The sequence below is a fragment of the Ktedonobacter racemifer DSM 44963 genome (assembly GCF_000178855.1).
Taxonomy (GTDB): domain Bacteria; phylum Chloroflexota; class Ktedonobacteria; order Ktedonobacterales; family Ktedonobacteraceae; genus Ktedonobacter; species Ktedonobacter racemifer.
On the sequence record NZ_ADVG01000003.1, the window covers coordinates 196,858 to 220,540 of the forward strand.

21 protein-coding genes and 2 pseudogenes are annotated in these 23,683 nt (G+C 51.9%); 13 read left to right on the forward strand and 10 right to left on the reverse strand.

What is annotated here, in order from left to right:
• Window positions 1-30 precede the first annotated feature (30 nt).
• On the reverse strand, window positions 31-399 hold the full coding sequence (locus KRAC_RS29920) for a hypothetical protein (RefSeq protein WP_007913822.1): 369 nt from the start codon (window positions 397-399) through the stop codon (window positions 31-33).
• Between the two features lie 335 nt (window positions 400-734).
• Here KRAC_RS29920 and KRAC_RS62810 point away from each other — a divergent pair, with 335 nt between their 5' ends.
• Complete coding sequence (locus KRAC_RS62810) at window positions 735-1,427, forward strand: hypothetical protein (protein WP_007913823.1); 693 nt, start codon at window positions 735-737, stop codon at window positions 1,425-1,427.
• Between the two features lie 12 nt (window positions 1,428-1,439).
• On the opposite strand, the gene KRAC_RS29930 is transcribed toward KRAC_RS62810, so the two are convergent.
• Both KRAC_RS29930 and KRAC_RS29935 read right to left on the reverse strand, forming a co-directional pair.
• Window positions 1,440-2,228: an SDR family NAD(P)-dependent oxidoreductase gene (locus KRAC_RS29930; RefSeq protein ID WP_007913825.1), complete on the reverse strand. Its 789-nt coding sequence runs from the start codon at window positions 2,226-2,228 to the stop codon at window positions 1,440-1,442.
• Between the two features lie 247 nt (window positions 2,229-2,475).
• The gene (locus tag KRAC_RS29935; protein WP_052568702.1) at window positions 2,476-2,901 is read right to left on the reverse strand and encodes a winged helix-turn-helix transcriptional regulator; all 426 of its coding nucleotides are present in this window, start codon (window positions 2,899-2,901) and stop codon (window positions 2,476-2,478) included.
• 173 nt (window positions 2,902-3,074) lie between these two features.
• Here KRAC_RS29935 and KRAC_RS29940 point away from each other — a divergent pair, with 173 nt between their 5' ends.
• Both KRAC_RS29940 and KRAC_RS29945 read left to right on the forward strand, forming a co-directional pair.
• A complete protein-coding gene (locus KRAC_RS29940; RefSeq protein WP_007913828.1) occupies window positions 3,075-3,842 on the forward strand; it encodes an MBL fold metallo-hydrolase in 768 nt (255 codons plus the stop codon).
• A 309-nt stretch (window positions 3,843-4,151) separates the two neighbouring features.
• A complete protein-coding gene (locus tag KRAC_RS29945) occupies window positions 4,152-6,014 on the forward strand; it encodes a sensor histidine kinase (protein WP_007913830.1) in 1,863 nt (620 codons plus the stop codon).
• Between the two features lie 88 nt (window positions 6,015-6,102).
• On the opposite strand, the gene KRAC_RS29950 is transcribed toward KRAC_RS29945, so the two are convergent.
• Window positions 6,103-6,423 carry an EthD family reductase gene (locus KRAC_RS29950; protein ID WP_007913833.1) on the reverse strand — a complete coding sequence of 107 codons (321 nt, stop codon included), beginning with the start codon at window positions 6,421-6,423 and terminating at the stop codon, window positions 6,103-6,105.
• Between the two features lie 238 nt (window positions 6,424-6,661).
• On the opposite strand from KRAC_RS29950, the gene KRAC_RS29955 reads away from it, so the two are divergent.
• Complete coding sequence (locus KRAC_RS29955; protein WP_007913835.1) at window positions 6,662-7,927, forward strand: MFS transporter; 1,266 nt, start codon at window positions 6,662-6,664, stop codon at window positions 7,925-7,927.
• 190 nt (window positions 7,928-8,117) lie between these two features.
• On the opposite strand, the pseudogene tnpA reads toward KRAC_RS29955, so the two are convergent.
• Window positions 8,118-8,463, reverse strand: a pseudogene (tnpA, locus tag KRAC_RS79750) (IS200/IS605 family transposase); the annotation flags it as partial.
• A gap of 77 nt (window positions 8,464-8,540) precedes the next feature.
• On the opposite strand from tnpA, the gene KRAC_RS29965 reads away from it, so the two are divergent.
• The 3 genes and pseudogenes from KRAC_RS29965 (at window position 8,541) to KRAC_RS66645 (ending at window position 10,990) form a co-directional block, all read left to right on the forward strand.
• Window positions 8,541-8,999, forward strand: coding sequence for a hypothetical protein (locus KRAC_RS29965; protein WP_040445331.1), 459 nt, complete (start codon window positions 8,541-8,543; stop codon window positions 8,997-8,999).
• A gap of 38 nt (window positions 9,000-9,037) precedes the next feature.
• Window positions 9,038-10,162: pseudogene (locus tag KRAC_RS71810) on the forward strand (IS630 family transposase).
• A 39-nt stretch (window positions 10,163-10,201) separates the two neighbouring features.
• A complete protein-coding gene (locus KRAC_RS66645; protein WP_075164414.1) occupies window positions 10,202-10,990 on the forward strand; it encodes an RNA-guided endonuclease TnpB family protein in 789 nt (262 codons plus the stop codon).
• A gap of 33 nt (window positions 10,991-11,023) precedes the next feature.
• On the opposite strand, the gene KRAC_RS29985 is transcribed toward KRAC_RS66645, so the two are convergent.
• Window positions 11,024-11,575 (reverse strand): GNAT family N-acetyltransferase, encoded by a 552-nt coding sequence (locus KRAC_RS29985; protein WP_007913839.1) that lies wholly within the window; start codon window positions 11,573-11,575, stop codon window positions 11,024-11,026.
• A gap of 210 nt (window positions 11,576-11,785) precedes the next feature.
• Window positions 11,786-11,971, reverse strand: coding sequence for a hypothetical protein (locus tag KRAC_RS29990; RefSeq protein WP_007913841.1), 186 nt, complete (start codon window positions 11,969-11,971; stop codon window positions 11,786-11,788).
• A 370-nt stretch (window positions 11,972-12,341) separates the two neighbouring features.
• On the opposite strand from KRAC_RS29990, the gene KRAC_RS29995 reads away from it, so the two are divergent.
• From KRAC_RS29995 to trpA, 6 genes are all read left to right on the forward strand, one after another.
• The gene (locus KRAC_RS29995) at window positions 12,342-13,823 is read left to right on the forward strand and encodes an MFS transporter (RefSeq protein ID WP_007913843.1); all 1,482 of its coding nucleotides are present in this window, start codon (window positions 12,342-12,344) and stop codon (window positions 13,821-13,823) included.
• A gap of 165 nt (window positions 13,824-13,988) precedes the next feature.
• Window positions 13,989-15,419, forward strand: coding sequence for a hypothetical protein (locus KRAC_RS30000; RefSeq protein WP_007913844.1), 1,431 nt, complete (start codon window positions 13,989-13,991; stop codon window positions 15,417-15,419).
• A 25-nt stretch (window positions 15,420-15,444) separates the two neighbouring features.
• Window positions 15,445-16,788 (forward strand): hypothetical protein, encoded by a 1,344-nt coding sequence (locus tag KRAC_RS30005; RefSeq protein ID WP_007913845.1) that lies wholly within the window; start codon window positions 15,445-15,447, stop codon window positions 16,786-16,788.
• A gap of 150 nt (window positions 16,789-16,938) precedes the next feature.
• A complete protein-coding gene (locus KRAC_RS30010) occupies window positions 16,939-17,904 on the forward strand; it encodes a sugar-binding transcriptional regulator (RefSeq protein ID WP_007913847.1) in 966 nt (321 codons plus the stop codon).
• Window positions 17,905-17,920: 16 nt separating this feature from the next.
• Window positions 17,921-19,177 carry a tryptophan synthase subunit beta gene (gene trpB / locus KRAC_RS30015; protein WP_007913849.1) on the forward strand — a complete coding sequence of 419 codons (1,257 nt, stop codon included), beginning with the start codon at window positions 17,921-17,923 and terminating at the stop codon, window positions 19,175-19,177.
• Entirely contained in the window at window positions 19,098-19,913 is an 816-nt protein-coding gene (gene trpA, locus KRAC_RS30020; protein ID WP_007913850.1) for a tryptophan synthase subunit alpha, read from the forward strand. Before trpB ends, trpA begins: the two co-directional genes overlap by 80 nt.
• A 112-nt stretch (window positions 19,914-20,025) precedes the next feature.
• Here the strand turns inward: trpA and KRAC_RS30025 are convergent, their stop codons facing one another.
• The 3 genes from KRAC_RS30025 to KRAC_RS30035 all read right to left on the reverse strand — a co-directional run bounded on the left by KRAC_RS30025 (window position 20,026) and on the right by KRAC_RS30035 (window position 23,583).
• Window positions 20,026-20,997 (reverse strand): COX15/CtaA family protein, encoded by a 972-nt coding sequence (locus KRAC_RS30025; RefSeq protein ID WP_007913852.1) that lies wholly within the window; start codon window positions 20,995-20,997, stop codon window positions 20,026-20,028.
• Between the two features lie 221 nt (window positions 20,998-21,218).
• On the reverse strand, window positions 21,219-22,193 hold the full coding sequence (locus tag KRAC_RS30030; RefSeq protein ID WP_169460964.1) for a phosphotransferase enzyme family protein: 975 nt from the start codon (window positions 22,191-22,193) through the stop codon (window positions 21,219-21,221).
• A 157-nt stretch (window positions 22,194-22,350) separates the two neighbouring features.
• Window positions 22,351-23,583, reverse strand: coding sequence for an RNA-guided endonuclease InsQ/TnpB family protein (locus tag KRAC_RS30035; protein WP_007913855.1), 1,233 nt, complete (start codon window positions 23,581-23,583; stop codon window positions 22,351-22,353).
• Between the last annotated feature and the right edge of the window lie 100 nt (window positions 23,584-23,683).

The following is a 23,683-nucleotide window of genomic DNA, read 5'->3' on the forward strand; positions in this document are numbered from 1 at the left end:
ACCTGGCTCCATACATCATAAACTTCTATCTTAAAGCGCGGCTCCATGCAGGAGCAGGCGCATGGGATACTCCTCGCCTGAGCCAGAGAGACGGTTGTAGCGAAACTCAAGGAACTGTCCGCAGAAGCTTGCCAGCACCTCGACCGTTCCTGTCGCCAGAAATAAGCTCTCGCTTAAGATTGGCACATCCGTTCCCAAAAGCCCAACGCTCACATCTGCCGTAAGCTGCAAGGTAACACGTTCGGCAAGCGCCCCCTTCTCTTCAGAAATAGCTTCCTCTATTTGTAACTGAGAAAGCAGTGTTGAAGGCGCGACCTGGGCCAGAGAGCGCGGCAAGGCTTGCAGCGCATCGGCTGATACAGAGGATGTCTGTGACTGGAGAGGAGACGAAAAAGACATGCAAAACCTCACTTCTTACAAACTACACCGACCCGAGAGACAGTGGAAAATCAATCTAAAGTTAGCAGACTGGAAAGCGCTCCACCCTATATAACCCCTTCACACGCAAATTACTTCCCACTTGCCTTCTAAACAAGAAATTGGACAGAAATAACACCAGCGAAGAACAACTAGCCCGGCGCTACTGACGTACACGCCGGGCATTTGGCCATCCTCCCTTATTGTACAAGATACGTCAAGAATATACATCCGCCATTTGGACAATGTTTTTGCACAAATACTTATGTATACTCTCTACAAAGGCTATAGACTGTTATCCAGAGAGGAGATACTTGATGCCAGCACAAAGCGACATTGCCCAGGCGCTCTCGCATGTTCTATGGATTGCCGGCTCCCCCTGCTCAGGAAAATCCACGATCAGCCATACTATCACCCGGATCTATGTCTTCCTCGATTATCATGTCGACGCGCTTGCAAGCCATCATTTTGCGCGACGCATAGCCGCTGGCGACGTTGAGGCACAGAAGTTTCTAAGTATGAGCATGGACCAGCGCTGGGTACAGCGCTCAGTCGAAGAGGTGTTTCAGGAAACCATTGAATCGTGGACCAGGAACTTCGCGCTGGTCATCGAGGATCTCCTGGCTCTACCCAGAGAGAACTTTATTGTTGCCGAAGGAAACTTCTTTCCAGAGTGCGTCGCTCCCTATCTCTCCAGTCCCCAGCAAGCGATCTGGCTGGTTCCCACCGATACCTTCTGCGACCAGGCTCGACGCCGCAAGCAGGCCGAACTGAGCAGGCGACAGAAGCGGCATGGCGTCTATAACGAGGGCAACAACCCTGAGCAACGCCTGCGCAACCTCATCGCCCGCGACTGCCAGCTTGCGCGGTATGTCAAGCAGCAGGCGGAAGCCTTCTCGCTCCCAGTCGTCGAGGTAGACGGAAGCCGCTCCAGTGAGGAAATGACGGAACTGGTTGAGAGACACTTCGATCCATATCTCATCGAATACTTTAGGCGAACAAAAGAGTAGCCGATCCAAAACTTAGAAGACGCTGCGTACCAGACCGCCTTCCGCGCGTAGCGCGGCTCCATCGACGATCCCAGCAAGCGGGCTACAGATCAGGGTGACCAGCGCCGCCACTTCTTCAGGCTGAATCAGGCGCTCGATCAGCGATGTAGGGCGATTCTCCTGCATAAATTTGCGCTCGGCCACCTCTGGTTTCTCGCCAGGGAACAGTGAATGAATAAATTCACTAACCCCCTCGGTCCTCGTTGGACCCGGCAAAACGCTATTGACCGTCACATTCGTGCCTTTGGCGATCTCGGCCAGGCTACGAGCGATCGCTAGCTGCATGGTTTTGGTTGCGCTATAGTGAGCCATCTCGGGCGCGGGCGAGACACCAGACTCGCTGGATATAAAGACAATGCGCCCCCAGCGTTTCTCCATCATGCGCTTGAGATAGTGGCGGCAGAGGCGAACTCCGCTCATAATATTTATATCAAAGATCTTCTGCCACTGCTCATCGCTGGTCTCGAAGAAGTCCGATGCTTCAAAGATTCCCAGGTTGTTTACCAGAATATCGATCTCTGGCTGTTCTTGAATAGCCTGCTGACAGCCTTCATTCGTACCCAGATCGGCCACGATAGTCGCGAACTGTCCCTGTGGAATACTGGCCTGAAGCTCCTGCAAGGACTTCTGCACATTTTGCTCTGAGCGTCCATTAAGAATAACAAAGGCCCCTTCGCGGGCGAGAGCGGCTGCGATAGCCTTGCCGATCCCCATTGACGAACCCGTCACAAGCGCCTTTTTGTCTTTCAACTGTAAATCCATCACCCAAACTCCAATCTCTCTATATAGACGGACTACGTTCAGTATACAGGCGCCAGGAACGGCCCATGAACAGTGTTTACGAAGCACTTACAATTATGTGACTAGAGCCTTTTTCTAGAGTAGTGATGTGGTGCAGAATAGCAGCCTGTGGCTGCCATTCTGCACCACATCACTATTCAGGGCGAGCACCGCAGGCGAGAGAAGACAAGGCATTACTTTAACTAAATAGAGAGGGGGAAAACTACCGCTATGGTTTGATGGTCGAGGCAATAACAACATTGAGGCTATAATTGGCATAGGGGAGTAGGATATCTAAAAATTCATTGAGCGTGCCTTGATTGATCACTTCCAGTTTCAACAGATAATAGACATTCCCTCCAGCAATACGATGGCACTCACGTACCTCTTCCCTGCCCGCGATAACCTGGAGAAAGCTCTGGTGATGATTTGTTTTCATATGCACATTTACATACGCTAGCATCCTGGGAGCGATTTTCTGCTCATCCACACGAATAGTGTACCCGGTAATTATCCCCTCTTCTTCCAGGCGACGCACACGCTCAGCCATGGCTGGCGCACTCATATGAACCACCGCAGCAAGCTTACGCATAGATAGGCGGCTATCTTCTCGCAAAGCCTGAACAATAGCAATATCCGTTGTATCCATAATCATCCCATAACAACTGTTTAGCAACCATGCTCTCTTTCCTTACAAAGGGAAAGCAAAAGGTTCGCTTACTTTCCATATTTTGTGTACAGAGGGCTTGAAATGTCCTATTATTTTATCACAAGAGCAGCTAAACGATAGATTTCGTTAGATAGATTAACCTGAAGAAGAGGAACATAATGCAAATTCACTTTCTGCGCCACGCTACCCTGGTGCTGACCATTCATAATCTCAAGATCCTGGTCGATCCAATGCTCAGCCCTCAGGGGGCCATAGATCCCATTCCCAACGCAGGCAACCAGATACGCAACCCGATGGTGCCGCTACCACTCTCCGATGAGGAGTTGCAGCAGGTAATTTCCAGTCTGGATGCTGTTTTAATAACCCATACGCATCGCGACCACTGGGATCCAGCCGCACAGGCTCTGCTACCCAAAGACCTGCCTCTACTCTGCCAGCCAGCAGACCAGGCTAAGCTAGAACAGGCAGGCTTCACTCAGGTTCTGCCGATAAGTGAACACTTGACATGGCGTGGACTGGAGATCGACTGCACTGGCGGGCAACACGGAACAGGCGAGCTAGGTAAAATGATGGGTCCCGTCTCTGGCGTTGTATTGAAAGCCGAGGGAGAGCCAGCACTCTATATTGCGGGCGATACAATCTGGTGCTCAGAGGTTGAACAGGTCCTCACACAGCACAAACCAGATGTGGTCGTGCTCAACGCTGGTGCTCCAACCTTTGTCACTGGCGGCGGCCCCATCACCATGGATGAGAACGACGTGTGCCAGGTACGTCAAAGCATTCCCGAGGCAAACATCATAGCGGTACACATGGAAACAATCAATCACTGTCGCCTCACACGTGCTGCATTGAGAGCCAAATTAGAGCAAGAAGGGCTGAAGAAACAGGTATCCATTCCTCAAGATGGTGAGACCATTACCTTCTGAACACAGCGTGCCTGATAAAAAGGTAAATTTAGTGGTGTAACCACCATAACTTCAATAACTTGCTGGTTACACCACTAACCACGCTACCAATTACAGACACCAAAGCTTCAAAGCATTTACAACGGTGTTCACCAAGATGGAGCCACCTCATTATTTATTCAGCCTGTCTTTCAAACCAGCGTGCTCGCCCTGACAATCTCCGTGTGATGAGATTGCATCTCTTCTCTACGAAGCATACAATAACTTTAGTCGGATGCTCTTTTTCTCAGCTTGGAGAGCGATGGTGCATTGTTAAAAGGAGTTTTGAGGGTGGGGAAAAGATCGCACCATGTCATACCACACAAACCGAAACAAGGTGGAATGCCTGGAGGGAAGCCCATTCCTTACGCTCGTCCTTTGAGGAGAGCACACAAACAGTTCAACCAAATGGAAGCCATCTGGGAGCTTTTCCCGGAGGGTCTCATTGCGTGCGATCGCCACCAGAGCATTGTCCGGATCAATGCCGCTGCTCGCGCGCTCTTTGAAGTGGGTTCCGAGACCCAATGCCAGGGAAGAAACTATCAGCAGTTTCTCACCTCCTACATCCGCTCCGATGAGCAGCTACCATCCGTTTCGAGAGAGCAATGGCTCACGAATCTCGCCCTTGCTGGGGAAACAGGAGCCTATTCGCCAGCCCAGATGCTGCTGCATCTGCCTTCGGGGCGCAAGATCTCGGTTACGGTTCGTTCCTTTCCCGTGGGTGCTCACGGGCGCGACCCGGAAGAAACCATCTCGGTCTTCCATTATTGTCCTGAAATCTTCCATCTCCAACGGGTCCACGAGGCCATGTTGGACCTGCTCACCGCGATCGCGCAGCTTCCCGAGCAGATGGATTGCGTCTTGCCAGAAGAAACCTTCCTCCTCTCGCCTCCGGTGCTCTTCGTGGCCCAGCAGGTGGTGGATGTCGTCCAGTCTGTCCTGGATTGTCTCCGAGTGAAAATGCTCGCTTTTGGCCATCGAACCGGCCATCTGTATTTTGTTGCAGGAACTGGCTTTACCGCTGAACAAGAACAGCACTGGCGAGAAATTGGGGGACGCTTCCATCCCTTAGAAATGCTTGACTACTCGGCACTCGCTCGCCTCCGCGCCAATCAGGAGGTGATAACTGATCATTTGCGCATCATTGAATATCTCGGGAAACAACTGCCTTTTCCGGCGTATCCTCACCCCCCGTCTCCTGGTTCCGAGACCACCCTGTTCCTTCCTCTGTTTCTGGAGCAGCAGTGGGTTGGGCTGCTGATTGTCATCAAAGCGACTTCTGAGGGGGAGTACACGCCAGAGGAGATCGCGCTGGCGAAAGCCGTCACCGCGCAGACCATGCTGCTCATTGAGGGCATTCACTGTTTTTACGCGCAGGGAGAGAAACAGAAGAAAGCACTTGCCCAGCAGGAAGTGAGTCGCCTGGCTGGCGAATTTCTGACCCTGGCCACGCATGAACTGCGCACTCCGCTGACGGGGATCATGGGCAATCTGCAATTAGCGCAGCGCCGATTGGAGACCTTAGAAAAGCAGCTCGCTCCTCCGTCTGCTCAGATCCGTGAACCCATTGCCCATGTTCAGCGCCCCTTAGCAGCTGCGTCGCAGAGTGCCCGGCTTCAGCAGCGTATCATCAATGACTTAATCGATGATGCGCGTATCCAGACCCATACGCTCACGTTGTCCTTGAACCCTGAGGATCTGCTCATACTGCTGAGAGAGGTGGTAGCCAGGCAGCAACAAGCTGCGCCAGGGCGCACCATCGTGCTGGATATTCCTTCTCCGGAACAAAGGGTGCTCATCATCGCCGATGCCGGGCGAATCAAGCACGTTCTCAATACCTACCTGACGAATGCGCTCACCTATTCTCCCCCAGGACGGCCTGTGGTGGTGCAGTTAGGGATTGAGGAAGCGCGCACCCGTGTCTCAGTCCATAACGAGGGGTCGGGCATTGCAAGAGAAGAGCTCGATCATATTTGGGAACGCTTCTATCGTGCCAAAGGCAATGCAGTCCAACATGAACTGGATCTGAGCTTCGGATTGGCCCTCTATTTGTGCCAGGTGTTCATTGAACGGCATCAGGGGAGCGTTGGGGTAGAGAGTGCTCCTGGTCAGGGAGCCACGTTCTGGTTTACCATCCCGTCTCTGGGAGAGTAACACAAGCTTCTCTGCCATGTGGCTCAATCTTTGTGAGCACCACTACTGTAAGCAGTAAACTTCTCCCCACGTGTAAAGCTGCACATTGTCAGGCCTCTGCTGCTTGCACGACCTCGCTCCACTGCCGGACAGGCTCAATATCAGTAAATTTTGGAATATCTGAATATATCTCTTGGCTGTGTTGAGCCAGCGCCACTCCAAATTCTTCACCCGACTTTACCCAGAAATATGCCACAGCAAGAAATTGTGAGGCTGGCGCGCCAGGTGCATTCAAGCTCTTATGAACCTCGAATTTTACACAGTTCTTGCCAAGAAAACGAACAAACAGAGGGACGTGTTTGTATGCAAAATACTCAAAATCAAAAGAGCCGCCTTGCTGATTTGGATAAGCAACTGATGCACAAAACATAAAATTCTCCTTCTACAACTTTTGTAGATATAAACGCATATTTCCACAACTTAGTATATACTGTTATAGGCCAAAAAACTTCTTGTAGCTTGCTCACTTTGGATGCAAGAGCTACTTTACTTCCTGGACCTGGAAATTCTTTACATATTTGCATTTAGTACGTGAAGTAGGTATTATAGTGGTGCACCGAAAGATTGGTGCCTAAAAGAATCAGGTAACCGAAAATATTGTGCACTAGATGCAATCAAACACCCCAAAAAAACAGGATGCCCCCTGGCGGAACCGCGACTACCTCTTGCTGTGGAGCGGGCAGGGCTTATCATCTCTGGGAGATGTGCTGCAAGATGTCCCTCTCCCCTTGCTCATCCTGGCGCTAACGCACTCACCCGCTCAGGCCGGCATCGTGGCGACGCTGCAAAAGCTTCCCTTTCCTTTTCTGAGCCTGCCTGCTGGCGTACTGATTGACCGCTGGGACCGTAAGCGTGTGATGATCATTTGTGATATCGGGCGGGCGCTGGCGGCGGGAAGCGTCTTCCTGGCCTACTGGCTGAGGCACCTGAGCATGCCCCACATCTATCTTATGGCCCTGGTCTGTGGCGCCCTGGCAACCTTCTTCACCCTGGCCGAAACGGCCTCGCTGCCCAATGTTGTTAGCAAGGAGCACTTGCCTGCTGCTATGGGACAGAATTACGCAACCTCCATTGCCACAGGTATCATCGGCGCCCCCCTGGGAGGCCTGCTCTACGCCTTCTACGCAGCCCTGCCCTTTCTGCTGAACGCCCTCTCCTATCTTATTTCCGTTCTCTCGCTCTCCACGATCAGGACACAGTTTCAGCAGGTCCGGCAGACGACGCAACGCAACTTTCGCCAGGAAATTCAGGAGGGCGTTGCCTGGATCTGGCGGCAACCACTGGTGCGCTTCCTGGCCTTTCGCGTCAGCGCGGGCAATATCGCCTATGGAGGGAGCACACTCATCCTGATTATGCTCGCACAGAACTTACATGCCTCTGCCTTTGAGATCGGCATTATCTTTACCATTGATGCCCTGGGAGGGATCGCGGCCTCCTTCTTGATCGAACCTCTACAACGACGCCTGAGCTTTACCCACATCACTATCGGCCTTGGGTGGGTTGCCGCGCTCCTCTTTCCGCTCTACGCGCTCGCCCCCAATATCTTTCTACTCGGGCTTATTGGCGCCCTGATGAGCTTCGCCCTCGTCATTTTCGACGTCACCCAGTTGAGTTACCGGGCCTCGATCATTCCCGACAGTATTTTCGGCCGTGTCACCAGCAGCATTCGCCTGCTGACGGTTGGTGCCATATCGCTGGGAGCAGCCATCGCGGGCATCATGCTCCAGTTGTTTGGTCCCATTAACACCGTGTATAGCTTCTCGGCCTACCTGTTCGTGCTCGCTCTGCTGACCACCCTGAACAAAGATATTCGCCAGGCAGGCTCCCTAAGCGAGACAGAGATGACCCTGGAAGAAGACACGCAAGTTGGGTAACGCGTTTCCTGGGCCGCTAACACGTGCCTTCGAAAAGAGGTGTGTAGGTAAGGAATGGAACAATGTCCCATTCCCTACCTACACGCCTCTTTCTACAACCGGTGCGGGAAGTCCCTCCCAGTTGAGGAGGAGGGATGAAAACACCGTTCCTTGTTTGGTGGAGAGGATGGTAGGGCACCCAAGAATTTTTTTCCTGACACTCCTGTATGTACCGCTTGATGACCTCTGTCGACACGTTGCCTGTTGTGCCCACATAATAGCTGCTTGTTCAAAGATGTTCCTTTCCACACATCTTTTTGAGTTTGGGGAACTGCTCGCGCAAGGAGCGCGATGAGTACCCTTTGAGCACATTCGCTATCAATGCCGGGCTGCGCACGTGGTGGAGCGCTCACAAACACGTGAATGTGGTCTTCGTCCGTCTCCAGTGCAAGCAACGTGAGTCCTTGCCGCTGGCAGCACTCCTCTATCAACCGTTTCGTCTCTTTTTGTACCTCCCCTGTGAGAATACGGCGTCGGTACTTTGGAAGCCATACCAGATGATAAGCAAGCGAATAGTGGGTATATCTGGTTTTACCTGCTTATAAACCACTTTCATTCATGGTAGGATTCTACCATGAAAACGGTGAAAATATATCAACTGAATCACCTGTCGCTCAGGCAATTCCAACGCTGCAAAGCTGCCCAAGTGGAGGCCGCGCAGGTCTGGAACGCGTGTATGGAGGCCCACAAAGCGGCTCGCCTCACCCATGCACAATGGCCTAGTCGTGATGCGTTGCAAAAGGCCACCAAAGGCCGCTTTGCCCTGCATAGCCAATCGGTTCAGATGATCGTCGCCGTCTTCCTTGCCAACATTGAGACGACACACCAGCTTCGTCAAAGTCATCCCCATATGCAGATGAAGTACCCCTGGCGCACTAAACGCTTCTTCCCAGTCAAATGGGCTTCGCAAGCTGTCTGCAAAGAGCGCGGGCGGGTGGTCTTGCCCATGGGCAGAGGGCGCCCATCTCTCGTCCTGCCCATCGAGCTTCCAGAAAACAGCGGGGCATGTACCCTAGTAGTCAGTCCAGATTGAAATTTATGGTATGCTGAGGAAAAACGGGAGAAGATCTCATGGGACGACCAGCTCCGATGCACCTCAGCGAAGACGAACGAGACCACGTGCAGGTGTTTGTGCGACGTGGCAAAGCCAATGCGCGAACCCTCACACGGGCGAGAGTGCTGTTAAAAAGCGATACAGGCTGGACGGATGCCGAAATCGCCCAGGCTTTCGACATCTCGGAGCAGACAATCCGCAACATTCGCCAGCGCTTTCGTGCGGGAGGCGTCGAAGCAGTGCTAACCGACAAACGGCAAGAGCGCCGACGCCAGGCACTGGCGGATGAGCAAGCTGCCCATCTCTTTGCCATTGCGTGTAGCAAGGTTCCTGATGGGCATGACCACTGGACGGTGCGCATGCTGGCAGGCCAGGCCGTCGAATTGGGATATGTCCGAAGGATCTCGCCGGAAACCGTGCGCCAGTTACTCAAAAAAACACGTTGAAACCGTGGCAGCACGAGCACTGGTGCATTCCAAACGTCGATGCTCCCTTTGTGGCAGCCATGGAAGATGTGCTGGATTTGTACGCCCAGCCGTATGATCCAGAAGCACCTTTGGTCTGTTTTGACGAGAAGCCGCTGGTGGTCCATGGAGAGGTTCGTGAGCCTCTGCCCGTGAAACCGGGATCTCCCCAACGTTCTGATTACGAATATGAGCGGTTGGGGACCGCCAATCTGTTTGTGTTCGTCGAGCCCCTGGCTGGTCGCCGTTGTGTCGAGATGACCGACCAGCGCACCAGGCTAGATGCGAGCCCAGACGATCCGCTGGCTGGTGGATGAGGTCTATCCTGATGCTCGCGTCATTCGCCTGGTCATGGACAACCTCAACACTCATACGGTGGGCAGCCTCTACGAGGCGTTCCCTCCCGAGGAAGCCCAGCGCATCTGGAAACGGCTGGAAGTGCATTATACCCCCAAGCATGGGAGTTGGCTCAATATGGCCGAGATCGAGATCAGCATCTTTGAGCGGGGCTGTTTGTCCAAACGGGTCAAAAGCTTTGAACATCTGTGGCAGCACATTGAGGCCCTGGCCAGCGAACGCAATGCACAACGCTGCCAGATCCATTGGCGCTTTACCTGTGCTGATGCTCGTGCTCAGATGCATGATTTGTACCCCTCGCCAAAAATCAAACTGGACTGACTACTAGTCTGGAACCATGGGTTTGAACTGCATGTCTGTGTGCAGATCCCACAGGCCGAGGAGGCTCCAGGCACCGTCCAAGCCACCGTCGATTTGGGCGAGATCCACCTGGCAGCCGTCACGACGAACACAGGCAAGGCCATGATCGTCACCGGACGTGGCATCCGTTCGCTCAAACGCCAGCGAACGAAGCAACTGGGCCAGCTTGCCAAGAAGCAATCCCGATGCAAGAAGTCTTCTCGTCGTTGGAAAAAATTGCAACGCGCCAAGAACAAACAATGCCGACGAGCCGAGCGACGCATTCGCGACCTGCGACACAAAGCGACTCGCAACGTCATCAACTTCTGTGTTGAGCACCAGGTTGGGACCCTCTTCATCGGCAATCCTCATAGCGTTCGTGACAAGAAGAGTGGCAGACACCACAATCAGCGTCTGGCCTTGTGGGAGTATGGCAGGGACATTGACTATCTCACGCACAAAAGCAAGGCTGCTCACATCATGAGCTTCACCGGCTCGGAACGAGGAACATCGAGCCAGTGTCCTGTATGTGGGCATAGACACAAGCCCAAGGGAAGAAATTGGGTGTGCCGACACTGCCAGTTTTCCGGGCATCGGGACCTGGTGGGTTCGGTCAATATGCATCAACTTAGCTTTGGTTTTCAAGTGAAGTTTCCTCAATCCTTCACGTATCTACGTCCACCTGGCTCGTCCAGGCGAAGTAGTAGGAGGGCAGACACGCCCCAACGTTGTCTAAGCAAGGAACCGGCCCAACCACGTATCGCGGATACGGTCTCCTCGGAGACAGGCCAAACCGGTGACGTGGCTTAGAAGCCCGTCCCGTAAACGGGACGTGGAGTGTCACTACTTCCACGCGTCCACGAGCATGCCATACACAATCATGTCATGGGCCTTGCCATTGAGCCATTCGGCCTGGCGCAGGATTCCCTCCTGTGTGAAGCCCAGCCTCTCTGGCACGGCTCGGCTCTTCTTGTTACCAGCGGCGGCATGAATTTCGACTTTGTTGAGGCCATACTCCTCGAAGGCATAGGTGGTAAGCGCCTTTGTGGCCCTGGTAATGATTCCCTTGCCCTGCATATCTTTATCCAGCCAGTAGCCAATCTCCGCCACACGCGTCTCCCAGCTCATCCTGGGGAAACCGATTGAACCAACCATTTGTCCCCGGTACCAGAGATTGGTTGGCAGCCCTACTCCACCCGCGAACTGCTGCATACTGCCTCGCATATATGAACTTATGACTTCAGGCGTCTGCTTGAAGGCCGCCCAGGACATCCACTCCCGCAAGTGCTTGATGTTGCGCACCACCAGGGCATGATACTCATTCACATACCGCTGCTCATTCAAGCGTAATTCGATTTCATCATCCACACGAATACAGAGAGAGAGTTTACTCATTCTTTTCCTTTTTATCTATATAGCCAGACCATGAGCAAGGTGTTTGCTTGACTCCTCGACCATACGACTCACCAAAAATAATTTGTACTAGAGGGTTAGCTAATCCAAATACAGTGCATTGCTTCAGGGTAGCACTGATAGCGCCCCTTTGCAATAAGCACTATAAGTAGAGTCCATGCCAGCATGGACCCTACGCAGTTGAGCAGATGATTAGAGTTCGCCCTGCCCGATCCCTTTGTAGCTGAGGAAGAGAATTGCAACGAGGATGAACGCAAGCAGGATGCCAAGCAGGCCAATGACGATGTTGCCAATATCTATGTTATCGATGCCGCCCCAGATGAAGATCAGGCATAGGACAGATCCCAGGACGAGCACGCGAGTGGTACAGAGTTTCACAATGCTTCCTCTTCTTCTTATGCGGAAACCGACCCCATTCTAGAGGCATGCCCTCATTCGGCCGAGGCACCGCTCTTGTAGCTGACGCTCGGGTTTCCTTTTAGGCACGCCCCTTTTTCAGGCAAAAGCGCATCACGTTGCCATGATACCCAAAATCGACCTTCTCTTACTGTGACGCATTTCACATTTTTACATAAAAATATTACAACTACTCCTATCTTCTTACCGAAGCCGTTCTCAGCATCTGCAACCTTTCTCTTTATGCTGAAATAAGCATGGCCCTGATATGCTAAATACAAGCGTCTGTGTAAGGTATCTTTGTAATGCGTAGACATTATCGTTCATTCATTTTTGAAAGAGCAATGGCGCTATGGAGACAATGCAGAGTAAAACTAAAGCGGTAAAGACCGATGTCCCCGCCAGGATGGATCGCCTGCCCTGGAGTCGCTGGCACTGGCTTGTGGTCATCTCGCTGGGCATCACCTGGATTCTGGATGGTCTTGAAGTCACCATCGTTGGCTCTATCGCCAGCGTGCTGAGCAAGCCTCAGACCCTTCATCTCTCGACGGTGGAGGCCTCCAGCGCTGGTACAGTCTATCTCATTGGCGCGGTGCTCGGTGCCCTGGTATTTGGTCGGATGACCGATCAAATGGGTCGCAAGAAGCTCTTTATGATTACCTTGCTGGTCTACCTGGGCGCGACCATCGCAACTGCCTTCTCCTTTAACTTCTACTGGTTCGCCGCCTGTCGCTTCATTACGGGCACGGGTATCGGTGGCGAATACGCAGCCATCAACTCGGCTATTGACGAGCTTATTCCGGCGCGGGCGCGCGGCTGGACCGACCTCGTGATCAATGGCACCTGGTGGATTGGTACAGCCTTTGGCGCGGCCATGACCGGCGTACTGCTCAATCCCAATCTCTTCCCCATCAATGTAGGCTGGCGTCTCTCCTTCGCTCTGGGCGCGGTTCTGGGCCTGGCCGTCCTGCTGGTACGCCGTTACGTGCCCGAGAGTCCACGCTGGCTGATGATGCATGGCCACTTTGAGGAGGCCAACAAGGTGGTGGACGAAATTGAGCAGGAAGTACGGAGAGAGCGAGGAGGGGAGCCACTACCTGAGCCAGAGAGTGCCATTTATATCCGCCCTCGCGGCGCGATTGGCTTCGGTGAAATCGCGAAGACAATGGTCAGACTCTACCCCAAACGCACAATTCTGGGCCTCTCGCTGATGTCCGCGCAGGCATTTTTCTACAATGCCATCTTCTTTACCTATGCCCTGGTGCTGACGACCTTCTTCCACCTGCCAGCCGAGAGCGTGCCACTCTACCAGATTCCCTTCGCCATAGGCAACGTGATCGGCCCACTGACCATCGGTCGTCTGTTTGACACGATTGGGCGACGCAAGATGATCAGCTTCACCTATATCATCTCCGGCGTGCTGCTGGCCATTACGAGCTGGCTCTTCGCCCAGGGTATGCTCAACGTAGTCACGATCACCATCTGCTGGTCGATCATCTTCTTCTTTGCCTCCACCGGCTCCAGCTCGGCCTACCTGACTGTCAGCGAGGTCTTTCCCCTAGAGATGCGCGCGATGGTCATCGCTCTCTTCTACGCCATTGGAACAGGTGTTGGAGGCGCCTTCGCTCCCTTCATCTTTGGTCTACTCATCCAGACCAACCAGCCAGTCATCCTCTCCTACGGCTACTATGCGGGCGCGCTATTCATGGCGGCTGCGGGTGTCGTAGCCATCTTCTTCGGCGTCGACGCCGAGCGCAAGTCCCTGGAGAGCATCGCCAAACCCTTCTCCCAGGCCGACGACGAGGAAGATCCCCAGACCGCTCAGGCCATTTAGACTATAAGAAAAGTGGATACAGTAGGCGGCGAGAATGCGCCGCCTACTGTATCCACTTTTCTTATTATGTTCTGCTTTTGAAGAAATGCTATCGCTTACGTCTTCTATAGTGTAAAATAAAACTCTTCAATATAATTACAAGAAGGCGTAGTGAGGTCCACTCGTATGTTGTTACAACTAACCGTTATGGCCTGTAGCCTGATTTTATCAATGATTGCTGGCTGCCTGATCGGCTATTGGGGATTTAGAAAACGCAAGCGTACAGTATTTGAAGAGGGCTTAAAGCTCTACACTCAGCAAATTCCTTTCGGAGCCTACTGCCGCTATGCCCAGGTTCGCCAAAAGACCATCTCGCAGGTACATAACCAGGTCTGGATATGGGGTATACTTCTTCCATTGCCCGCTATAATTGGCAACCTGCTTGCCAGTAGTATCATCAGGGTTGACACTTCAGCACAGGCTTCTATAGGGATCGCCACCCGGTCAGCGCTGGTAGGACTCGTGATAGGCGTGGGACTATTTGAGTTTATTAGTGATGTCAGGCTTGACCTTGCAGCTATGCGCATCTTTGAGTTCAATCCCCTTGAACGTTCACTCTTCATCAAGGCTGACCTGTTCAAGATACTTTCCACCTACATCTCCGCTGCGGCCTTCCTCCTAAGCATGTTGATCTATTTCTTGCTGTATCCACCTAGAACTCTCCTTATCAATATCATCTTTAAACCACCAATCTTCTCAATCATATTTGGTAGCATCGCCAATGTCTATTTTTTCATCTTTATCACACTCATCGTTATTGCAATCTTTGCCTTCACAACTATTTTTACCTTGCCATACGCGAACCTGAGCTCCTCGCTTCAACCTATTGAGGAGACACAGTGGGCAAATCTAATCCCGCGCATCCAAACCTGGATCAGGCTCGCAGGTGTAGAGTTTTCAGCGGTTCTGGTAGCGCAGGATCTCTTTGGAGGGCAAGAAGTGCGTCTGTCAGGTCCCGGTCGCCGTCCAGCGCTTATCATCAGCGAGGCCTTGTTGCATGCAAGTGATTGGCGCGTGCACGACACCATCATTTGCCAGGGTATCATCATGCATAAACAAAAGTCAGCGCTCAAACCACTTATGGCTGGTCTCGCCGGGTTCGGCACATTTATAGCCTGGATCCTCCTGGCCCCAATACTTCTACAGTTACCCTCTTCACTTACACGTGACGTTGTTTTCGACATTCTTCTCATCGGTATACCTATAACAATAATCCTGGCAATGGTGCTCATTGTCGGTTTAAAGCAAGTAGACACTCATAACGCCGCCATCATCAAACTGACAGGCGACCCTCTGGCGCTCCTTGTTCTACATCATGTCCGTGCAGCCCTTAACGGGAGCCCTTTTACATCAGATAATCTCAAGATTGCAAAAGGTCGCTTTGAACGCATAATTGCATCGTTACACACAGGCTCACCACAGGCACCATATGCCACCTTACCTGTGCCCTCGCCCTTAAAAATCAGGATCGAGCATGAACCAATCACAATCCCCCTTAACCAGGCAACATTACCCGCGCCCGTCCCGGAAGTGGCTTATGGGGATCTAGCGTCATAAGTAAACCAGAGAGAGAAAAAATACCATGCCACTGACAACAACCTTGCTCGCCACTGCCTTGCTTATCCCGGTGATCATTTCTGGCATCATGGGGCGACGCAATATACGTAAACTCCAACAAGTCGTGAACAGCCACTACGGCCAGGGGAGTGCCCTTGATGGCTATTTCTACTACGCGGCTACCCGCTCAGATACACGCACCTGGACATCTACTACGGTAAGCTATATTATAGGTTTCTTTGTGCTACTGATTATAAGCGACATCCCAATCGTATTGAATGATAGTCTTTATCACTCAAATTTAATGCAACTTATCGAGGCATATTTCATCAATTCATCTATTATTACATTTTGGCTTCTTTGGTTGAGTACAGTCATGGCCACCGATCCCCTGGCGCTGCGTGCTTTTCATGTCAACGATCTGCCAGGCGACAGCAAGTACAAGCAAGTTTACCTTTACAACTATCTCTTCCCACAGGCGCTCATATTTCTTCCCAGCCTCTATATCCTGGGAGGGCCACTCTGGATTAGCAAACAATTAGGCCTTAATACAGATGCCATTCCACCCATCGTACAGCTCATACCGTTTATTTTGCTCCTCTTATCGGGTGACATCTTCGCGCTTTGGCATGAGAGGCGCAGGGCCATACTTCAGCCAATAGAGCAAACTCGTTGGGCTTCTCTAGAGCCAAGGATCGCTGCCTGGTGCAGGCTCGCCAATGTTCAGTTCACCTCCATCCAGGTAGCCCATGATATGGTCGGTAGACATACAGTACGCGTCGTTGGCATGGGACAGAGTCCGCTGCTGATCATCAGCGAGGCGTTGCTGAGGGCTACGGATTGGCGGCAGAAAGACGCGCTCATCTGCCTGGGCATCGCCATGCAGCAGAAACGCCTGGCCCGCAAGGTATTCCAGCGTCACCTCTGGCTGGTTGTGATCTTTATAGTCTGGTTGGCCTGGCTTCAATCCGTACAGCCCTTCCAACACACCACGGTTAATATCACCATTTTCCTGGTTCTATTCATAGGCCTGCCCATCCTGGCTATCATTATCTTGAAGGGCTATCCGCATAGAGCTTATCGCGACCTGGATGGCCTCGCCATGCAACTCACAGGCGACCCATACGCACTCATCGCCGTCCAGCATCTTATCGCCGCGCTCAACGGCTTCAACTTCAACAGGCCACAGCGCTTCTCGCCCTCCGCCGCGAAGCGCATCGAAGCCCTGATCAAGCTAAGCCAATCGACTGAGGCTCGCGCCCCCTATGCTGCCGACCCTGTGCCTGCCATCTTACATATAACCGTCAACGGCGCCCTGATCAGCGTCCCCCTCAACCAGGCCACGCCGCCCACGCCCGCTCTAGATTAGCGAGCCATCCGAGTAAGTGAGCATATGCTAACAGGCCTTCATGTTTACTGTACCAGATACTTGCCAGAAATCGAAAGAAGGTACATAATAGAGATGTACAATATTTCACACCATGTACATTTGTGCTACCGCAATTTGTGGAGATAAAAAATGACCGATCTGCAAAATGAAAGGGTGCGATTACTGGTTAAAATCAGTCGGCTTTATTACGAAGATGGACTCAATCAACAGGACATTGCCAAACGATTAGGTATTTCACGACCTCACGTGAGTCGAATGCTCGCTGCTGCAAGAGCCGAAGGGATCGTAAACATCACGATTAACAATCCTTATTCACGAGAGCAGAACATTGAGCAGGAGCTCATTGAAACGTTTGGCATTCCCGATACTTTTGTCATAAGCATAGAAGAACATTCTGAACAAAGACTTCTCCATCAACTAGGGCGAAGTTGTGCAGTGCTTCTCGAATCTATGCTCAAAGATAACGATATTGTGGGAGTTATGGCTGGGCGTACGGTTACTGCTGTTGCGGCTGAGCTAGAGTATTTTGCACGAAACGGGCTACAGTTTACTCCACTTGTCGGTGGCTGGGGTTCTACTGGCTCATCCTGGCATGCAAACTCGAATACCATGATGTTTGCGGAAAGGATGAAATCGAACTACTGGCTTCTGCATGCACCTGCGGTTGTTGTCTCCCAGGAAACCAAAGAGCTTTTGATGAAAGAACCAGAAATAGCAAACGTACTTGAGATTGCTCGGAAGAGTACTGTGGCGGTTGTCGGTATTGGTCAGGTCTCAAAGGAGGCGACGATTGTCCAAACCGGTTACTTTGGAAATGCTGATTTGAACGATGTCCTTCGACAAGGAGCCGTGGCAAACGTATGCGCGTCCTTTCTCAACGTTCAAGGAGAGAACATCGCTTTTTCTGCAAAAACAAGAATGCTCGGCATTGACGTATCAGAGTTGAGACCACATACCCATGTCATCGGCGTCGCTGGTGGCCAGGACAAAGTCAAAGCGATCACGGCGACGTTGCGAGGAAAATGGATTGATACTCTTGTGACGGATCTCGAGACCGCCCAACGGGTTTTAGATTTTCATAAGCACAATAGATAATAGGGAGATAAAGCAATTGAGTGTAAATGGTTACTACGGATCATATGGAGGGATGTTTATTCCTGAGATTTTATTCCCTGCTTTTCATGAATTAAAAGAAAAGTTCGCTGAAATACAAAATGATACCGTGTTTTGGCAGGACTATCAGGATAGCTTGGCGAACTTTTCCGGTCGTCCAACACCACTCACCTATGCCGCAGGGCTGACAAAGTATTTTGGTGGACCCAAAATTTACATGAAGCGGGAAGATTTGAATCACTCAGGTGCCCATAAACTGAACAATGCATTGGGGCAAGCGATGCTCGTGAAACGGATGAACAAAACACGCGTCATTGCTGAAACGGGTGCCGGGCAACACGGGGTTGCAACAGCCATTGTGGCAGCGAAGTTCGGCTTAAAGGCTACCGTTTACATGGGGAGTGAAGATGTAGAACGCCAGTATGCGAACGTTTTTTGGATGAAACGCTTCGGCGCGGAAGTTGTGCCTGTGGAAGCTGGTTCTCGCACCTTAAAAGACGCTATGAATGAGGCGTTGAGAGACTGGGCTTCGAGTTTTGAAACAACCCATTACTTGCTGGGAACCGCATCAGGACCTCATCCCTTTCCAGCTCTAGTAGCTTTATTTCAATCGATCATTGGAACCGAGGCCAAGGAACAAATTCTTCGATTGGAAGGCAAGCTCCCCAAACGTGTCTATGCCTGTGTGGGTGGAGGGTCGAATGCCCTTGGTATTTTCCAAGCGTTCATACCCCACGAAGAAGTTGAACTGGTTGGAGTAGAAGCCGGGGGAGAAGGACCAATGGCCGGAAAGCATGCATCACGAATCGCGTATGGGCAAGGCAGGACCGGCATCGCCCAAGGGTACAAATCCCTCTTTCTGCAGGACAAAGACGGACAAATGTTAGAGACTTCCAGTATTGCAGCAGGACTTGACTATACAGGCGTGTCACCTCTCCTCGCAAATTTATCAGAACGTGGGCGAGTGCGCTTCGAAGCAGCGACCAACGAGGAAGTTGTGAATGCCCTCCAACTTGTCATGACCAAAGAAGGCATTATTCCAGCATTAGAATCTGCCCATGCTTTTGCAGGGGCTTTTCGGGAGATGCAACAGTGTTCGGAGGGTGAGAGTGTCATCATCAACATGTCAGGCCGGGGCGATAAAGATATTTTTAACATAGCGGAGGGATTACGAGATGAAGAATGGAAGGCTTTTATCCAGCGGAAAAGCACGCAATATCAGCAATCTTGCTCAGGAGATTCTGGAAAAGCGTAAAAGAAAATCTATTTTACTGATGGCGCATCAAATTGTAGGCTATCCCGATTTCGAGACGAATTATGAAATGATCCGTCTGTTCCACGAATGTGGCGTGGATCTGGTGGAGTTACAACTTCCTTTCTCCGAGCCGATTGCGGACGGTCCGCTGTTTCTGAAGGCAAACCAAAAAGCATTGGAACGAGGGACAACCATAGAACAGTGTCTGGACTTTGCACAAAAAGTAACGAGGGATTTCCCTCTCTTTTGTATTTTCATGACGTATTATAATATTTTACTCCAATTTGGAGTAAAACAGTTCGTTGAAACTGCCGGGTCCATTGGAATTCGTGGGCTGATAGTACCCGATGCATTTCCCGAGGAGAGCGATGAATACTTTGCTGCCTGCAAGCAAGAGCATGTTGATCCCATTCTGGTGGTTACTCCCTACACACCAGATACTCGAATGGAGTATCTAGCGAACAAGACGGAAGGACTTTTGTATTGTGCTGCGAGAAAAGGCGTGACCGGAGCACCAACGTCTTTTGGCGATGCGACAACAGATTTCCTCTTACGATGCCGTCAATATTCATCCACTCCCATTGGAGTCGGGTTTGGCATTCAGCATCCAGATGATGTTCGCTATCTCGTCAACAAAAGTGATATTGCCATTGTGGGGAGCACATTACTCAACGTATTGGAAGCAGAAGGAACTACTGGTGTAAGGGAATTTTTGCTTTCTCTCAGGCCTGAATGACGTTAGCAACTGCCATCTAGTGGAACGTTCATTTACAAGACATAACAAAAAAGGGGCTGGATGTAAGACAATTTATCTTACATCCAGCCCCTTTTCTTCTACTGAAAATTCTTTACCCGCGGCTGGAGGCCATCTGGACTTGCTCGACGGGTTGCTGGGTCTTCCAGGGCCAGCCAACCTGCATGCAGAGAAAGCTGAGGACCGCGAAGAGGATCGCGATCAGCGTGGTATGCAGCAGTTCGACGACAAGCTGACCGCCAGTGACGACGGTCAGCATTCCGGCCGCGCCCTGCAAGATGACCATGATGAGCGCAAGCCAGGCACCACGTACGAGGTCACGGCGCTCGCGATAACTGCGCAGAACCCAGATGAGGAGGCCCACGATAAGCACGCCAATCAGTGTAGCAGCATAACGGTGGAACATCTGCACGCCGGGATGGCTGGCGAGGTCTGGCACAAGTGTGCTACATCCGGGCCACTGCGTGCCACAACCCATGGTGGAGGAGGAGTGACGCACAAGGGCGCCCGTGTAGACCACGATGTAGCAGTAGGCGGTGATGCCCCAGACTACGTACTGCATGCTCTTACTCACCAGGCCTGGCTTCCGCTCCTCGCGCTGCTCCACAGCCTTACCAGCTTTCATCTGGAAAAGATAAATGGTAAGCAGTATAACGCTGGCAAAGGAGATCAATGCGAAACCGAAGTGCAGCGAGAGAATCCACTCCTCGGCGAAGGTGCCTTCGTACATGACGGTTACCGCGCCCAGAGCACCCTGGACGACGACGAAGAACAGGCTCATAAAGCCGAGCAGTTTGACACGCCCATTATGCCTGAAGACCCACCAGGACCAGACCGTCAAAAAAAGGATCAAGAATCCATCGATACCAGAGGAAATGCGATGACTGTACTCCAGCACCGAATCAACCGACATATATGCGGGTATGAGCTGTCCCTTACAAATCGGCCACGAGGTACCACATCCCTGGCCCGCTCCAGTTTTGGTAACTATGGCCCCCATCAGCACCACTATATATGCGCCGATAGAGGTCAGGATGGCCAATATTTTCATCAAACGCAGTGTCATACTATTCCCATTATCTCTTTTTGTATCTTGTGGCAGGCAAGCCCCTCGCGCCTGCGGCGCTCGCCTTGTAGGTGGTGCGTCCTGGCTGCCTGCGGCAGCCAGGACGCACCACCTACAGAAGGTAGTTGCTTATTTTTGCATATTATAGCACGGTATGTCAGGTGGAAGCACAGTCCCCGCACACAAGTCCAGGGTGTTCTATCTGTATGTAGCGAGGCAACTTAGAGCGCTATATCCACGAAAGGGACATCCTCCAGGATGCGCTGACGACGATTCTGCATAAAGCGTTCCGACCATGAACCCTCCGGCAGTTCATATTTGAGCGCGGTCAGCACAATGTAGAGATTGATCTCGCGCTGCTTGAGGAAGTAGGGAATTTCTTGTCGCCACGCGGCATCGAGAGTGTAGACCTGGCTATACCCTTCCATAAAGTGCTGGTAGAACTGGCGCGCGAAGACTAGCTCCTCCTGGCTCTGGGCCTGGGGCGAGATACCGTAGAACAGGGCCATCGCCAGGTCTTCAGCAAACCAGGAGTACTGGCTATCATCAAAGTCAAACAGGGTGATGCGCCCGTCCTGCACATGAAAATTGCCCCGGTGAAAGTCAGCGTGGATCAGGCCATAGGCGTCACGCTCCTGGGGTAGGCTTTTTGGATAGGCGCGAATGGCCTGAAACTTCGCCGCGATATCGGCATCCACGGCGTGCAGATACTCCTGCGCGAAGACATCCAGGTCCTCATGCCAGGCTGGCCTGCGCTGGGTGGGTACGGCTGGCATATACTCCCTGGTTGCCTGGTGCATCTGGCCGACAAAATGCCCCATTGCCGCGAAGAGCTCGGGCGTCCATTCTTCTTTACCTGGATGCTTCCCTGGAGCCTTGCGCATAGCAACAACCGGAACCTGCCGCCCCTCATGCTCAATGACCTCCACAAAATTCCCCCTCTGCGAAGGTAGAGGGTCAACGACCGCAAGGCCTCGCCCGGCCAGATAATGCATCCAATCCATCTCAGCACGGATCATATCAGCCAAGCGCTGGCTCTCAGACGAGATACGCAGAATATAACGCTGCTCATTCTGGCCATACTCATAGACCCGGTTCCGAAAGCCGCCCAGAAAGCTCAGCGACGCGGGATCTATCTCATAGCGTACAAGCGCTTCACGTAATATGGGATCATCTTCAAAAGATACAGGTGGCATAGCCATAGAAGGGATCTCACTTTCTACTTGCTAAAAATAGGGGGTTGCGCGGGGGATTACACAGCAGTCAGTACCCTACGGCTAAAGCCGAGGGCTTGGAGTTGTGTCTGAACTCCACCGCAATTCAGCATACCTTTTCAGGCGTGCTGCTTTGGCTTCATCGTCCGACACAGAAGGCGCGTACTGACAAGAGGCCCGTTCCTCTCCAGTCTTGCCGGATAAGAAGCGTTCGCATCGCAATGTTTCTTGCACCAACCAGATCGGCATGGAGCGTGTACTGACAATTCTGACAGACGAAGAGCAATCCTTTGTTGGGCCTATTCTCTTTGCAGGTGTGCCCACATTTGGGGCACGCTTGCGAGGTAGAGTTGGCATCGACCTTGATCGCCATACTTCGATGTAAGAGCGCTTTATAGGCAATCATGCTATGCAACTCAGCGAAGGACCATTTGGAGAAGGTACGATTGGCTTTTCGCTGTTTTGCATTTTTGCCTTTGCGTCGTTTGGTACGCTCTCGAATGTCTGTCAGATGCTCCAGTCCAATCAAGCTTTGAGGGTGCTGTAGGACAATCCGCTTACTCACGACATGATTGGTATTCTGCTTCAACCGTCTCTCTCGTCCACTGATGGCAACGAGCCTTCTTGTCGCTGAACGAGTGCCTTTCTTTTGCAGACGTTTTCTCAGTCGTGCGGAGTGGTTTGCCTTGGGGACAATCTGTTTGCCTGAATGGAAGGTGCAATCCCCTTGCATCGTCGCCGTGACGGCAAGGTATCGCATCCCCACATCCACGCCAACGACTTGCTTGTGTGTTTCAGGTGTAGGATCAGCCGTCTCAATTGCAAGAGAGACAAGGAGGTAAAATTGTTTCTTGGGCTTGTCATACCAGAGTTTCGATGCACCAATCTCCGCTCCACGCTGGATCAATGCCACATGCTTATTGTAGCCAGTATAGGGCACGATAACACGTCCCTCAAGGGTCAGGATGCTCACCTGCTGCTCTTTCTTGAAGGTGTAGTCTTTCTTGTACTGATAGGTTAACGTGGGGGAGATGAACTTGGGAGCCTTATCAAGCCCTTTGTAGCGTTTCTTGGTCTTCCCTTCCTTACGATGAACAGCATTGTTCTTGACCTTTGTCCAGAGGGTTTTATACGAGGCACCAACTTGGCGAGGAACAGAACAGGCCATTTGCGAAGGCAGATGAAAACGGAGGCGGATCTCTTCGTAGGTGGCATCTTGCAAACGAACAGCATTGCTCATCTTGCCATGCGCAAAGGCGTACTGGCTCACATAGTTGAGTGAATCCCGATACGCCAGTTGCGTTGTACGTAATGCCTTGAATTGCTCGGGCGTTGTATTTAATTTGAGTTTCGCTGTTACTACCGTTTGCATACGCTAAATTATACCATAGTTTTCATCTGACTGTCAACAATACATGAGCAGATGAGAGAATGTCTACGGCGTATTCCACCCAAGCCACCGACAAAGGAAC

Excerpts from the sequence above, each read along its gene's own strand:
- KRAC_RS29920 (WP_007913822.1), bottom strand. The coding sequence starts at position 399 with ATGTCTTTTTCGTCTCCTCTCCAGTCACAGACATCCTCTGTATCAGCC.
- KRAC_RS62810 (WP_007913823.1), top strand. The coding sequence starts at position 735 with ATGCCAGCACAAAGCGACATTGCCCAGGCGCTCTCGCATGTTCTATGG.
- KRAC_RS29930 (WP_007913825.1), bottom strand. The coding sequence starts at position 2,228 with ATGGATTTACAGTTGAAAGACAAAAAGGCGCTTGTGACGGGTTCGTCA.
- KRAC_RS29935 (WP_052568702.1), bottom strand. The coding sequence starts at position 2,901 with ATGATTATGGATACAACGGATATTGCTATTGTTCAGGCTTTGCGAGAA.
- KRAC_RS29940 (WP_007913828.1), top strand. The coding sequence starts at position 3,075 with ATGCAAATTCACTTTCTGCGCCACGCTACCCTGGTGCTGACCATTCAT.
- KRAC_RS29950 (WP_007913833.1), bottom strand. The coding sequence starts at position 6,423 with ATGTTTTGTGCATCAGTTGCTTATCCAAATCAGCAAGGCGGCTCTTTT.
- KRAC_RS29955 (WP_007913835.1), top strand. The coding sequence starts at position 6,662 with ATGCAATCAAACACCCCAAAAAAACAGGATGCCCCCTGGCGGAACCGC.
- KRAC_RS29965 (WP_040445331.1), top strand. The coding sequence starts at position 8,541 with ATGAAAACGGTGAAAATATATCAACTGAATCACCTGTCGCTCAGGCAA.
- KRAC_RS29985 (WP_007913839.1), bottom strand. The coding sequence starts at position 11,575 with ATGAGTAAACTCTCTCTCTGTATTCGTGTGGATGATGAAATCGAATTA.
- KRAC_RS29995 (WP_007913843.1), top strand. The coding sequence starts at position 12,342 with ATGGAGACAATGCAGAGTAAAACTAAAGCGGTAAAGACCGATGTCCCC.
- KRAC_RS30000 (WP_007913844.1), top strand. The coding sequence starts at position 13,989 with ATGTTGTTACAACTAACCGTTATGGCCTGTAGCCTGATTTTATCAATG.
- KRAC_RS30005 (WP_007913845.1), top strand. The coding sequence starts at position 15,445 with ATGCCACTGACAACAACCTTGCTCGCCACTGCCTTGCTTATCCCGGTG.
- KRAC_RS30010 (WP_007913847.1), top strand. The coding sequence starts at position 16,939 with ATGACCGATCTGCAAAATGAAAGGGTGCGATTACTGGTTAAAATCAGT.
- trpA (WP_007913850.1), top strand. The coding sequence starts at position 19,098 with ATGAAGAATGGAAGGCTTTTATCCAGCGGAAAAGCACGCAATATCAGC.
- KRAC_RS30025 (WP_007913852.1), bottom strand. The coding sequence starts at position 20,997 with ATGACACTGCGTTTGATGAAAATATTGGCCATCCTGACCTCTATCGGC.
- KRAC_RS30030 (WP_169460964.1), bottom strand. The coding sequence starts at position 22,193 with ATGCCACCTGTATCTTTTGAAGATGATCCCATATTACGTGAAGCGCTT.
- KRAC_RS30035 (WP_007913855.1), bottom strand. The coding sequence starts at position 23,583 with ATGCAAACGGTAGTAACAGCGAAACTCAAATTAAATACAACGCCCGAG.